At 40.6% G+C, this 13,716-nt stretch carries 14 protein-coding genes; 9 read left to right on the forward strand and 5 right to left on the reverse strand.

Annotated elements, in window-relative coordinates:
• The first annotated feature begins 46 nt into the window (after nt 1-46).
• Both H8796_RS15575 and H8796_RS15580 read left to right on the forward strand, forming a co-directional pair.
• Nucleotides 47-625, forward strand: a complete 579-nt coding sequence (locus tag H8796_RS15575) for a UpxY family transcription antiterminator (protein WP_008644051.1) — start codon at nt 47-49, stop codon at nt 623-625.
• Between the two features lie 27 nt (nt 626-652).
• Entirely contained in the window at nt 653-1,402 is a 750-nt protein-coding gene (locus H8796_RS15580) for a polysaccharide biosynthesis/export family protein (protein WP_004297470.1), read from the forward strand.
• Here the strand turns inward: H8796_RS15580 and H8796_RS15585 are convergent.
• The 3 genes from H8796_RS15585 to H8796_RS15595 are packed head-to-tail and all read right to left on the reverse strand — an operon-like array spanning nt 1,395 to nt 2,461.
• Nucleotides 1,395-1,820 carry an N-acetylmuramoyl-L-alanine amidase gene (locus H8796_RS15585; protein WP_004297471.1) on the reverse strand — a complete coding sequence of 142 codons (426 nt, stop codon included), beginning with the start codon at nt 1,818-1,820 and terminating at the stop codon, nt 1,395-1,397. The genes H8796_RS15580 and H8796_RS15585 overlap by 8 nt on opposite strands.
• A gap of 4 nt (nt 1,821-1,824) precedes the next feature.
• Complete coding sequence (locus H8796_RS15590) at nt 1,825-1,932, reverse strand: smalltalk protein (protein ID WP_158570828.1); 108 nt, start codon at nt 1,930-1,932, stop codon at nt 1,825-1,827.
• A 40-nt stretch (nt 1,933-1,972) separates the two neighbouring features.
• Nucleotides 1,973-2,461: a DNA-binding protein gene (locus tag H8796_RS15595; RefSeq protein ID WP_004307288.1), complete on the reverse strand. Its 489-nt coding sequence runs from the start codon at nt 2,459-2,461 to the stop codon at nt 1,973-1,975.
• Nucleotides 2,462-2,681: 220 nt separating this feature from the next.
• On the opposite strand from H8796_RS15595, the gene H8796_RS15600 reads away from it, so the two are divergent.
• Nucleotides 2,682-2,900, forward strand: coding sequence for a DUF4248 domain-containing protein (locus H8796_RS15600; RefSeq protein ID WP_004297475.1), 219 nt, complete (start codon nt 2,682-2,684; stop codon nt 2,898-2,900).
• Between the two features lie 133 nt (nt 2,901-3,033).
• On the opposite strand, the gene H8796_RS15605 is transcribed toward H8796_RS15600, so the two are convergent.
• A complete protein-coding gene (locus H8796_RS15605) occupies nt 3,034-4,866 on the reverse strand; it encodes a DUF3987 domain-containing protein (RefSeq protein WP_187343827.1) in 1,833 nt (610 codons plus the stop codon).
• Between the two features lie 29 nt (nt 4,867-4,895).
• The gene (locus H8796_RS15610; protein ID WP_117611015.1) at nt 4,896-5,525 is read right to left on the reverse strand and encodes a BT4734/BF3469 family protein; all 630 of its coding nucleotides are present in this window, start codon (nt 5,523-5,525) and stop codon (nt 4,896-4,898) included.
• Nucleotides 5,526-5,678: 153 nt separating this feature from the next.
• On the opposite strand from H8796_RS15610, the gene H8796_RS15615 reads away from it, so the two are divergent.
• The 6 genes from H8796_RS15615 (at nt 5,679) to H8796_RS15640 (ending at nt 13,716) form a co-directional block, all read left to right on the forward strand.
• Complete coding sequence (locus H8796_RS15615) at nt 5,679-5,825, forward strand: hypothetical protein (protein ID WP_176817075.1); 147 nt, start codon at nt 5,679-5,681, stop codon at nt 5,823-5,825.
• A gap of 147 nt (nt 5,826-5,972) precedes the next feature.
• A complete protein-coding gene (locus H8796_RS15620; RefSeq protein ID WP_117611013.1) occupies nt 5,973-7,379 on the forward strand; it encodes an undecaprenyl-phosphate glucose phosphotransferase in 1,407 nt (468 codons plus the stop codon).
• Between the two features lie 58 nt (nt 7,380-7,437).
• Nucleotides 7,438-8,253 carry a polysaccharide biosynthesis/export family protein gene (locus H8796_RS15625; RefSeq protein WP_117611012.1) on the forward strand — a complete coding sequence of 272 codons (816 nt, stop codon included), beginning with the start codon at nt 7,438-7,440 and terminating at the stop codon, nt 8,251-8,253.
• A gap of 6 nt (nt 8,254-8,259) precedes the next feature.
• A complete protein-coding gene (locus H8796_RS15630; RefSeq protein ID WP_117611011.1) occupies nt 8,260-10,686 on the forward strand; it encodes a polysaccharide biosynthesis tyrosine autokinase in 2,427 nt (808 codons plus the stop codon).
• A 307-nt stretch (nt 10,687-10,993) separates the two neighbouring features.
• Nucleotides 10,994-12,526, forward strand: a complete 1,533-nt coding sequence (locus H8796_RS15635; RefSeq protein WP_181985792.1) for a polysaccharide biosynthesis protein — start codon at nt 10,994-10,996, stop codon at nt 12,524-12,526.
• A 98-nt stretch (nt 12,527-12,624) separates the two neighbouring features.
• Nucleotides 12,625-13,716 (forward strand): glycosyltransferase family 2 protein, encoded by a 1,092-nt coding sequence (locus H8796_RS15640; RefSeq protein ID WP_117611010.1) that lies wholly within the window; start codon nt 12,625-12,627, stop codon nt 13,714-13,716.

The raw sequence follows: 13,716 nt of genomic DNA on the forward strand, positions 1-13,716 counted from the left end.
TTGTCCGTTACCTAAGAAGTAACGGAATAACATGGGGTAAAAAAACATGATTTTAACAAAACCAAAATCACTTAGTGCTGGGCCTAGCGATGGGACAGGGGAAGGCGTAGCACACTCTAAACGCTGGTATGTTGCTCTGGTTCGTATGCACCACGAGAAGAAGGTAGCCGAACGTTTAGACAAAATGGGGATCGAGAATTTCGTCCCTGTCCAACAAGAAATTCATCAGTGGAGTGACCGTCGCAAAATAGTTGAGTCTGTTCTTCTTCCAATGATGGTATTTGTGCACGTAAATCCGAAAGAACGCAAAGAAGTTCTGGGTTTTTCTACAGTTAGCCGTTATATGGTGATGCGTGGTGAGAGCTCTCCGGCGGTAATTCCTGATGAGCAGATGGCTCGTTTCCGTTTTATGCTCGACTATTCCGAGGAAGCTATTTGTATGAACAGCTCTCCTTTGGCACGTGGTGAGAAAGTCCGTGTTGTGAAAGGACCTCTTACCGGGCTGGTTGGTGAACTGGTCAATGTCGATGGCAAAAGCAAGATTGCCGTCCGGCTGAATATGCTGGGATGCGCTTGCGTTAATATGCCTATTGGTTATGTCGAGGCTGTCTGCGAGAAAAACTAATCCCGTCATCATTTATCCACCATTTACATGAATACGAAATTATCCGGTGCTTTTGCACTGATATTCTTTTTCTTCTTTCTCTCGGCTTGCCAGTCCTATAAGAAAGTACCTTACTTGCAGGATGCGGAGATTTTGAAACAGGCGAATACGCAAGTTGCGCCTGTTCAGGACGCGAGGCTGATACCGGGTGATGAAGTTTCCATTCTTGTTTCCACTTCCGATCCGGTTGTTTCGCAGCCTTTCAATGCGCAAGGCAGTACGTTTCTATTGGACGATCAGGGAAATATCAATTATCCGGTTTTAGGAAAACTTCCTTTGAACGGTTTAACAAGTCGTGAAGCTGAAAACCTGATAACGGAGCGACTGAAATCTTACGTGAAAGAAAGACCTACGGTAGTAGTCCGTATGTCCGGTTTTAAAGTTTCCGTTTTGGGTGAAGTGGCCTCTCCCGGTGTTTATCCGGTGGTGAATGAGCAGATCAATGTGCTCGAGGCCCTTGCCATGGCAGGAGATTTGACTATTTATGGTGTTCGTGATAATGTAAAACTAATCCGCGAAGACAGGAATGGGCATAAACAGTTTGTTACACTCAATCTGAACGACGCGGATTTGTTATTATCTCCTTACTATCAGTTGCAACAGAATGACATCCTGTATGTCACTCCTAATAAAACCAAAGCGCAGAGCGCAGACATCGGAACAAGTACGACGATGTGGGTTTCGGGATTTTCCATTTTGGTATCTATTGCCAGTTTGCTGGTCAATATACTTAGATAATACCATCTAATTCCCGGTACTCCTCTGTACAATTAAAACACGGACACTCCTTCATCGGATTCAAATCATGATGGCCTACAATCAACGTCTTAGGAAATATTTTCCTCAATTCGCGGAGCAGACCGAGCAAAGAAGCCCGTTGTGCCAATGTACGCGTGTCTTTGGGACGTCCCGCCATATCCAGCCCTCCTTCGTAACAAATACCTATCGAATGGGTGTTATGGTCACGGCAGTGTGCCCCGACCTTTTCCAGAGGACGGCCCTGGCAGATCTCTCCGTCCCGGGTGATGTAGAAGTGATAGCCGATGTCACGGAATCTCCGGTGAAGGATATGATCTTGACGGCAAGCCTCCGCCGAAAGAGACTTTCCTTCCGGCGTGGCACTGCAATGAATGATAATCAGAGTGATGGTACGCATAAGGCTACATACAGCTCTGTACTCCGATCAGACCTCCGATAGCGGTGGCAACGGTGATAATCACTTTGATGATGAAGCTCCATATGGAGCGGGGAGAAGATGAATTACTCATGATGTTACTTTTTTAAAGATTAAAAATAAAGGATTTAGGATTAAGCAGCCGGATCAGGCGCTTCACCGCCACCATCCGGTTTCGGATCAGGGGTATCACCCGAATCAGAACCTCCTCCGGCAGTTGTTGGTTTCTGATATTCGGCCTGCTGTTTCAACTGGCTGTCGAGTTTCAGGTTGGTGGTTGACAAATTACCGGTAGCACGGGCTTTCAGACGCATACCAGTGATGTTTTTCTCCAATGAGAAATCTTCCAGCGTATCAGCTGCCTTACTGCGGATGCCCACACCAAAGATGGCAAGGTCGTCGATTTTCACACATTTGCCGTCGAGCAGCAGTTCCTTGATGCAGTCTACCATGTCGGAAAGTACACCTTTGATGACACCACCGGAATACGGTGAATTGTGTTTCGACATATGTTCGGCAAGCTTGGCCAAATCAAACGTCTCGTCGCTTACTGCACGGGCGAACCACTTGCCTGCATTCAGGCCTTTTTGCTGTTGGTTTTGATAAATTTTGTAACGAATCATAAAACAATAAATTAAAGGGTTAAACATTGTGTCCGGGGGATTCTTTTCCCTTTCGACGATACAAAGATACAACCCTGAAACCCGCAGAAATCAATAGTCTACAGTTGCACGCGATTGTTGTCAATTATGCGCAGTAACGGTCGGTTATTCAATGGAAAAACGTAGGATATGTGGATATGTTTTGTTATTTTTGTAACTGTAAATCAGAAACTTATTCATTATGAACGAATTCAAAATACGTGCCTACGGACGCATGGAACTGGCTCAACTTTATTCTCCGGAACTAACTGACATTGCTGCATATCGAAAGATGAAGAAATGGATCTCTTTATGTCCCGGACTTCTGCAACGTCTGTACGACTTAGGTTACGAATCAAAGCGCCGCTCATTCACCCCGTTGGAGGTGAGAGTGATTGTAGATGCCTTGGGAGAACCTTAGAAGAGCGGAAAAGTAAAGCACCGCTTTAGCAATCGTAAAGCTATGCTTTACCACCTCTAAAGCGCCGCTTTAGGATTCATGAAACGTCCTGTTGTTATATAAATGCAAAAAATGCACTTTTTCCGAGGGCTCCCTAACACACGCACACATGCGTGCGCGTATAAACGCCTTTATCGTCTGTATTGATAAGCAATCCTTTTTTTATCAGACGGTTCAGCCAGCTAAGAGCAGTGTTAGGTTTGATTTTCATCTTTTCAGCCTGCTCCAACAACTGTGCACGGGTGAACTGGTTGCCCATTATTTCAAAAAGTGCATCCCGGTCGGCATTGGCTCTATGTTTGACCTCTGTGGAAGGAAGAAAAGATAAGATATGTGTGGCATGACGATAGAGCGGAGTTACAAGTTCCAGCACCGCATGGAAATCTTCAGCGGTGATTGTCACATCCCAACGGGTGATAATGCCGTCTTTGATATTATCGGCGGCAATCTCCTTGTCAGGGGTCAGCAGAGGGGAGGAAGAATCCTTGAACTGATAAGGTTGGTCGCATTCCTGTGCACGAATCATAGCTATTTCTGCCATGATACGGCACGTATTGACAGCCAGTCGGGCTATGGAACTGCTCATTTCGTTATCGTTGGCAAGTCCCGAACGGAAAAACAGATCGGCAAAGAGGGTATTGAACTCTTGCTTTTGTTCATCAGTGAGCCGGAGCGTATGAAGCCCGTGTGCTTTCATCAGGTCCAGTTGCTTTTTCCATTCCAGGCCTATGCCTGTGAAGATGGCCTCCAGATCGGTTTCGCCACTTTCAAACTGGTTGATCCATGTCCATATACCGTGCATATAATAAAACAGCTGGCGCGAGAAGAGACCGTTCTCTGTCGAGGGAATGAGTGGTTTTACTTGTGCGGGCGTGCCGGAAAGCAGGAGGGAGAGATAGCTTTTCTTTACTTCCCGGTATTCCTGGTCGGTGCGCCGGTTGTACGACAGACGGTCGTGGTCGAATGCTTTGCGGAGTGTATCGCTCCAGTGTCCGTATTCAGAACCGATAGCAGCGGAGATGGTATCCGCTTCGGTTTCGCAGATAAGTCCTGTGCCGTTGGCATCCATGATATTTTGCAGAATACCCGTTCCGGTGTTATTACCCGAGATGAGGAACATTTTATTCTTGGGCATTTGAGGAGCTTCCACTTTGCAGCGCTCCTTTCCCATGGTATCATAGGCGGCTTTCTCTTTTTTGTAGGCCTTGACCTCTTCCGCTACTTTTTGGCGGATCTCGTCATGAATAGGCTCTACAAGCAGCCGGATGAACGAAAGAATTCCCTTACCCGAGGCGGAAGGGGCTACAATAAAACTTTGCAGGCAAGGAGACTGGAGTTTGCCGGCGTATGGACATCTCACATATCGCTCCATGCTGGCACCTATGGCGGTCAATGCTCCGAGCAGCATGACATCGCGTTGTGTGGGGCTGGTGGCATAACTCATGATGAGCAGCAGGATTTTCGGCCAGTCCGCTTCGGTGAAAGAGGGCAATGGCTGGTTCGGGTCACTCCCGTCCTGCAGTTCTTCGGATTCGTACGGTTCTTCATTGTCCACCTTATTATATACGTGCGTGTGTGTGAGATTTTTGGACGGTGCATTTCCTGCATTTTTTGCATTTTTCCGGTGGTTCATCATTTCCTCTTTGCAGAGAGTCACACCCGCCCTTTCAGCAAGATGGAATGCAGTGCTCAGATGGACATCTCCATGCCGGGTAGTAAGTGCATTGGAGAATATCCGTTCGGCATGTTCCCGTTCGTACTTGGCAGACACCCGGCACAACCGATGGAAAAACTCGCGTCCCGCTTCTCCGCAATCCGTTGCGATGGCGAACGCCAGTTGTACATATTCAGCATACGTAGGGGCAATATCCGCTCCTGCAGTTTCAACCGCCTCACAGAGGCGGCATAACGATTCAATTTCGTCCATAATTTTAATTTATAGTTTTTAATATCTAATTATTTGTTGTTTCTAAACAACGCTCCCGGATCATGACTAAGAAAACAAGACCTTACAATGTCCTTACCGGAAAAGTCTACCCCTTTACGTTTTTCTCCGAATGGGGGAAGTGTTTCCGTACCATAGAGCAGCACGGTGAACATCATTGCCAGTTTCATATTTTCGATGATACTGTTTGTGTCGTTAGCCATGGGTAAATGATCGTAGGGTACGAATGCTTTCACGCCCCGTCCGCTGGGACTGATAAACGTGAGTACAGGATGCAGAAGGTGGTCATTAAACAATGTGCTGCGCATTTCCACTGCCTCCTGATAGGAATCGAGATGGTCGATATCTACCACTACCAGATGTGAAGAAGCTACGAAACATTTGCTGTTGCGACGCGAGAACGTACCACAGGGAGTCACATAAGGCAATAGTGATGCTTTTGCTGTCCGTATATCTCCGGAATTGCGTACTTGTTCGGTCAGAATTTTGAGATTCTCGTTGCAGGTTATCATTTGAAAAACTTGTTCTACGGAGACTTCGCAGGAGGGAATCAGTGTTGCAGGAGTAACAATCCGTCCCTGTTCATTTTTGATGGGAGCAATGGGAGGCATGAAATAAGACATTCTAAAATCGTTTGTCATAACATTTATATTTTTTGATTATCGCCTTGAATTTTCAAAACGCGGGGCGAAGGTAGAAATAGCTTTTAAATATATCGTTCAGACATGTCTGAACGGATATGCATAAAATTAACATATAATACAACGTATTTAACAATTAATAAAATTATAAACATGAAAAAATTTAATCATCCCGTACTGGGCCATTTCATCGCAGAGCAGTTTGAACGTGCTAACTTGGCAATAGAGGCTATGCGTAAAGAAATCCACATGGGAAAACCCACTTATTACAAGATGACATCTGGGGAGATTTACGTCTAAGTGATTTTACCCGTCTTTTTTCCTATTACTATGACAATCTCACAAAAGAAGAGTTTCGAGCCAAAATGGTAGAATGGGGAGAACTTTATATTGAGTATAGGGAGAAAAATGAGGATATGGATGAAAATCTAAATCAAGAATAAAGTAATGCAGGAAGTCCAACGTTTTAATAAAGTCCTAAAATCTTTTGTCCTTTCAGGGGACATCATTTTACTGAACTTACTGTTGTGGGTGTTTGGTTCTCTTTGGGGAAACCGTTCTCCTTTTGAGTTTTCCATGCCTCTTTTCCAGAACATGGCTTTGATGACTTTATGTTATCTGGTTTGCAACATTCGTTCTGGAGTGATCCTTCATCGTCCGGTGGTTCGTCCGGAGCAAATAATGCTTCGGGTAGCACGGAACATGATTCCTTTTGTATTGATGGTACTGGGACTTTCGTACATATTCCATTTTGAATGTGTTAACCTGCGTCAGTTGGGGGCATTTTACGTAGTTCTCATTATCGTTATTATTTCTTATCGCCTGACGTTTCGTTATATTCTGGAGCTTTATCGCAAAAGTGGGGAAAATGTCCGAAAGGTAGTACTGGTGGGTAGCCATGAAAATATGCAGGAACTTTATCATTCCATGACGGATGATCCGACATCCGGATATCGTGTGCTGGGATATTTTGAAGATTTCCCATCAGACCGCTATCCTATGAATATAGCTTATTTGGGACAGCCGTGCGAAGCTGTTGATTATTTGACCCGTAATGCGGGAAAGATAGACCAGCTCTATTGTAGTCTTCCTTCCGCCCGTAGTGCTGAAATTGTACCGATTATCAACTATTGCGAGAATCATCTGATTCGTTTTTTCAGCGTTCCCAATGTCCGGAACTATCTGAAACGGAGAATGTATTTTGAAATGCTAGGTAATGTTCCGGTACTTTCTATCCGTCGTGAGCCACTTGAGTTATTGGAAAATCGTATTGTGAAACGTAGCTTTGATATTATTTGCTCGCTACTGTTCCTTTGTACCCTTTTCCCGATTATATATATCATTGTGGGACTGGCTATAAAGATAAGTTCTCCCGGACCTGTCTTTTTCAAACAGAAACGAAGCGGTGAAGATGGTCGTGAATTTTGGTGCTATAAATTTCGTTCAATGCGGGTGAATGCACAAAGTGATACGCTTCAGGCTACGGAATGTGATCCTCGTAAAACCCGTATCGGTAATCTGATTCGCAAGACGAATGTGGATGAACTTCCTCAATTTATTAATGTATTGAAAGGGGATATGTCTTTAGTGGGTCCCCGTCCGCACATGTTGAAGCACACAGAAGAATATTCCCATTTAATAAATAAATATATGGTTCGTCATTTTGTGAAACCGGGTATTACAGGCTGGGCACAGGTGACAGGTTTTCGTGGAGAAACGAAAGAGCTTTGGCAGATGGAAGGACGTGTGCAACGTGACATCTGGTATATCGAGCATTGGACGTTCATTCTGGACTTATATATCATGTATAAGACTGTGTATAATGTCATCCGTGGGGATAAAGAGGCTTATTAGGTGAGGTATTGGAAATTGAGTAAAAATTAAATCAATAGTTGTAAAATTACATGAGTAGGTGGTTATGAGAAAACTGAAACGATTGACTTTGGGTGTGTTACTTGCTTTTTTGCTGGTATCCTGCCAATCATATAAGAAAGTACCTTATTTGCAGGATACGGCTTTTGTGAATGATACAGAACAGAATGTTCTTCAGACAGGTGTGAAGGTAATGCCAAAGGATTTGTTGACGATTGCCGTGTCTTGTTCCACTCCGGAACTGGCTGCACCTTTCAATCTGGTAAATTCGGGTACTGCTAGTGGAATGGAGGGAAAGACGGTGGGACAAGGAACCGCGTCATCTGCTCTACAGCAATATTTGGTAGATAATCAGGGGAATATCAACTTTCCAGTATTGGGTGAGATTCATGTAGGTGGATTGACTAAGCTGGAAATAGAAAATTTAATCATAGATAAGTTGAAGGTTTATTTGAAAGAAGCACCGCTTGTAACTGTACGTATTGTTAATTATCGGATTTCGGTATTGGGGGAAGTTACCAAGCCAGGCAGCTTTGTAGTCTCTAACGAGAAGATTAATTTGTTGGAAGCTCTTGCAATGGCAGGTGATTTGACCATTTATGGTATGCGTGATAATGTGAAACTGATCCGGACAGGGCAAGATAACAAGCAGGAAATTATTACTATGGACTTGAATAAGGCTGAAACGGTACTGTCTCCTTATTATCAGCTACAACAGAATGATATAATTTATGTGACACCTAATAAGACTAAGGCTAAGAATTCGGATATAGGAACCAATACGGGATTATGGTTTTCTGCTACTTCTATCTTGGTTTCACTTGCAAATATATTGGTAATTTTATTAAATAAGTAATTAGTAATGAAAGAGAATTCGTATAACAATAATGTGAGTGAATTAGACGAAGAGAAAGTAAATTATCAGGAAATTCTCTTTAAGTATATAATTCACTGGCCTTGGTTTGTTGCTTCGGTTTTAGCTTGTTTTATTGGTGCCTGGGTGTATTTGCATTTTCAAACTCCCGTATATCAGGTTTCTGCTTCTATCATGATAAAGAATGATAAAAAGAATGGTGGTGGAAATACTGCAGATTTGGAAAGTTTGGGATTAGGTGGAATGATTACTTCTACGCAGAGTATTGATAATGAGATAGAAGTGCTACGCTCAAAAACAATACTGAAAGAGGTCGTTAATAATCTGGAACTTTATATTACTTACTATGATGAGGATGAGTTTCCTAAAAAGGAACTGTATAAAACCTCTCCCGTAATTGTGAATTTGACAGCACAAGAGGCGGATAAATTGCCAAATGCAGCTTTGGTTGATATGAAGTTATCTCCAGAAGGTGGTTTGGATGTGAATCTAAAGATAGGCTTGAACGAATATAATAAGCATTTTGATAAACTTCCAGCGGTGTTACCTACGGATGCAGGTACATTTGGGTTTACATTGAAAGATTCTTTATCAAATGGGAAGATAGTAGGGCAAAGTGTAGTACGAAATATCAGCGCTGTAGTTAGTCAGCCTTTTGGGATGGCAAAAGGATATCAGTGGGCATTGGAAATAGCACCTACCTCAAAAACGACTTCTGTAGCAGTTGTTTCATTGATGAATACGAATATACAGCGAGGACAGGACTTTATCAATAAGTTAATGGAAATGTATAATCGGAATACGAATAATGATAAAAATGAGGTTGCTGAAAAGACGAGAGAGTTTATCAATGAACGTATTAAGATTATTGATGAGGAACTTGGCACTACAGAGGATAAGCTGGAAGCTTTTAAAAGAAATGCAGGATTGACGGATATCAGTAGTGATGCCCAATTAGCAGTATCGGGAAATGCTGAATATGAAAGAAAACGTGTAGAAAATGGAACTCAAATTAATTTAGTTCGTGATCTTAATAAATATATCAATAATCCGTCGAATGAGTATGAAGTATTACCTAGTAATATTGGTTTATCCGATAATGGTTTAACTACTCAAATAGATCGTTATAATGAATTGATTATTGAACGTAAGCGTTTACTTCGTACTTCTACGGAAAGTAACCCGATGATTGTAAATCTGGATACAAGTATTCGTGCCATGAAAGCAAATGTAAAAGCTGCTATTGATGGGACTTTACAAGGCTTGCTTATCGTGAAGGCTGATCTGGATCGTGAGTCCAGTCGTTTTTCCCGTCGTATCAGTGATGCTCCGGGACAGGAGCGCCAGTATGTAAGTATTGCACGTCAGCAGGAAATCAAGGCTGGGCTTTATCTGATGCTTTTGCAGAAACGTGAAGAGAATGCTATTACTTTAGCCGCTACTGCGAATAATGCAAAGATTATTGATGAGCCGGCGGCTGAAGGTGGCCCAGTTTCTCCTAAGCCTAGGATAATCTACTTAATTGCCTTAGTGGTAGGAGTGGGGTTTCCTGTCGGTACTATTTTCTTAGTTGGTCTGACTAAATTTAAAATAGAGGGTCGTGGTGATGTCGAGAAATTAACGAATTTGCCTATTGTAGGTGATGTGCCGTTGACAGAAGAAACAAATGGCTCTATTGCTGTGTTTGAGAATCAGAATACTTTAATGAGTGAAACTTTCCGTAATATCCGTACTAATCTTCAGTTTATGCTTGAGAATGATCAGAAAGTGATTTTAGTTACTTCGACGGTTAGTGGTGAAGGTAAATCTTTTATTTCTTCAAATCTAGCGATTAGCCTTTCTTTGTTAGGAAAGAAAGTGGTGATTGTGGGGCTTGATATTCGTAAGCCTGGTTTGAATAAAATTTTTAATCTTCCGCGGAAAGAGCAAGGGATTACTCAATATCTGTCAAATCCAGAAAAGAATCTGATGGATTTCGTTCAACCTTCGGATGTTAGTAAGAATTTGTATATTCTTCCAGGTGGAACTGTACCGCCTAATCCTACAGAATTATTGGCTCGTGATGCTTTGGATAAAGCGATTGAAGTATTGAAAAAGAACTTTCATTATGTGATTTTGGATACTGCTCCGGTTGGTATGGTAACTGATACTTTGCTCATAGGTCGTGTAGCAGATTTGTCAGTTTACGTATGTCGGGCAGACTATACTCGGAAAGCAGAGTTTACCTTGATTAATGAATTGGCTGATAGTAATAAGTTACCTAATCTTTGTACTGTAATCAATGGGCTGGATCTTCAGAAGAAAAAGTACGGTTATTATTACGGTTATGGTAAGTATGGCAAATATTACGGCTATGGCAAGCGTTATGGCTATGGCTATGGTTATGGAGAACAACATAGGGTAAAAGACGAATAGTTAGTTGAAAAAGATTTCGTTGTGATATGATATTTCACAATGACGAAAACATCGTTTTATAGAATTGCAGATGTAAGGTAAAGATTAGATTGATTATCTTTTAAACGAACAACTTACCACAGCCATTCGAATTTTTAAAGCTTGTCACTACATAAGTTTTTCAGTGTTAAATGCCACTTCTGTCAGTGAATATTACAAAATAATTTAAAGCTCAAAACTGGCTATGATACCTGCAAGGGCATTATGACCATATAGTAAGTGCTTATATGAATAAAAGTCATTTTATTCGAAGGATAAAAATCTAATTATGTCTACTCAAAACTCAATTGCAAAAAATACTTTATTTCTCTATGTGAGAATGCTTCTTTCACTTACTGTATCTTTATATACAGCCCGTGTTGTTCTTGATGTCTTAGGGGTAGACGACTATGGTATTTATATAGCAGTAGGAGGAATAGCTGGTTTTATGAGCTTTGTTAATAGCGCATTGGGCAATGCTTCCACCCGTTTTATCATGTTTGCATTAGGAAAAGATGATAGGTTGAATATGGAGAAAACCTTCTCTACTTCACTAACGGTTCATATCATTTTGGCTTTCCTAATCGTTGTCTTAGGTGAAACGGTAGGCTTATGGTTTTTACATCATAAAATGGTAATACCTGTCGAACGTATGTCTGCAGCGATATGGGTATATCATGTATCTATCATTACCGCATTTTTTACCATTACACAAGTGCCTTTTACAGCCACAATCAATGCTCATGAGCACATGTCTGTATATGCATTTGCCTCCATTATAGAGTCCATATTGAAACTGACTATTGTCTTTTTATTAACAGTTTTCCAATACGATAAGCTTATTGTATATTCTTTATTGTATTTTGCTGTGACGCTATTTATGCTGATGTTTTATCGTTTCTATTGCCAGAGACATTTTTTTGAAACGCATTATAAACCTCGATTATATGATCGCAATGTTTTTAAGGAAATAAGTGTGTTTTCTGGATGGAGCTTACTTAATTCTAGTGGTATAGCTTTTATTGGGCAAGGTGTTTTACTGCTATTAAATATGTTTTTTGCTCCTGCTGTAGTATCAGCTAGAGCTATTTCTCTCCAAGTAAATGGGTTGGCAATGCAGTTTTCCAATAACTTTAAGGCAGCAGCGAATCCTCAAATTGTCAAGCGATATGCCAATAACGAAGAGGATAGTGCAAAGTCACTTGTGCTTAAAACTGCAAAATATAGTTGTTTTCTTATGTGGTTTCTTGCATTGCCTATTTGTTTACTAGCGTCCCCCTTATTGCATGTATGGCTCAAGATTGTACCTCCATATACAGTGTTGTTTATTCAATTTGTTGCGATACAAAGTTTGTTTTCCACTTTGCAATCTTCTCTGTTTATGGCTTTTTATGCAAAGGGGCGCTTAAAAATAAATACCATTCTTACTACACTTATTTATTTTATACAGTTTATTGTTGTCTATATCCTATTTGAGTTAGGTTATTCTCCTATATCCTTGTCGATAGCTAGTTTACTGACAGATGTGCTTTTGGGAGTTGTATTGCAGCCTATCTTATTGAATAGAATGTTGGGATACTCTTTGCCTGATTTATTGCAAGTGTTCATTCCATGTGTAAAGATATCATTTTTCTCTGCTATTTTACCACTTATACTCTATTGCCTTGTAGATGTCCATACCATTATAGGTTTCTTTATTATTGGATTTTCTTGTGTGGTTAGCATTGCTCTTACTGTTTGGACATATGGATTGGAAGAAGAAATACGAGTCAAAATTTCGGAAAAGATTCGAAATCTTGTTTACGGTTATATTCATAAGTGAGTTTTTTAATAATGAAGACTATAAAAATAATTTGCTAATTTTTATATTGTATTAAATGCAGAACTGTTTCTCTTTAAAATGTCTTGGAAAGTAATCGTATGAAAAAAGTATCAATTATTATACCTGTTTATAATGTAGAGGCATATATTGAAGATTGTATTGCTTCTGTGATGGCTCAAGATTATGAGCAGTTGGAAGTCTTGATAGTGGATGACTGTACACCAGATCAGAGCATTTCCATTGTGGAAAAAATGATTTCTGGTTATGAAGGGCCGCATACTTATCGGATTATCAGGCACGCAAAGAATGGAGGACAATCTGCTGCTCGTAATAGTGGCATAAGTGAGGCCGCAGGTGAATTAATATATTTTTTAGATAGCGATGATTATATTTGTGAGAAGACTATTAGTAATTTGGTTGAACTTTATATTGAAACTCACGCAAACATTGTGGTTGGTAATTTGAAGATAGTTGATTACCAGACTAAGGAGGTAATCCGTGATTCAATTCAACTATCATCCTCTTATTATTTTTTTAGTTCCTTGAAAGATTTGTATGCTTGTCATGATGTTATTAGGATGGGAGTTAATGGAGTGCCTTGGAATAAACTTATAGAGAAAGACTTCTTGTTGAAAAATGAATTGCTTTTTGATTTGGGTATAATTTTTGAGGACGATATATGGAATTATAAAGTATATTGCTGTAAACCTAAAATTGCAGTAAGTAGTAGCCTGACTTACATATATAGAATGCGTCCTAGCAGTATTATGACAACATTTACTGAACACCATTTTTATTCTTCTGTGAAGTGTGCTGATATTGCTATTCTTTATGGACATCATGTGCAACAATCTTCCGACCATTGGTTTGTAATAAATGGAATAGAACGTTATATTATTGGAGCGTTGTACAAATCCTTTGATAAGGTGAAATCAAAAGATACATATAGTAGACTTTATCGCAGGTATAGAAAAAAACATAGGCCTTCTTTTGAATTGTGGAGTAATCTTCATGTACCATTAGCTACTAAGGTGAAAAGTTTACATTATTTGCTACCGTGTATATTGGGTGAGAAGCTCCTTTTGTGTTTTTTGAAGCGGCAGCAGAAAATAATGCGAAAACTCTATCCTCATCAAGCTGCTCTTCCTACTATTGAGCTAAGTGATTCTTTTTGGAATGAAATTGAATAA

This window comes from Bacteroides sp. M10 (assembly GCF_014334015.1).
GTDB lineage: Bacteria > Bacteroidota > Bacteroidia > Bacteroidales > Bacteroidaceae > Bacteroides > Bacteroides intestinigallinarum.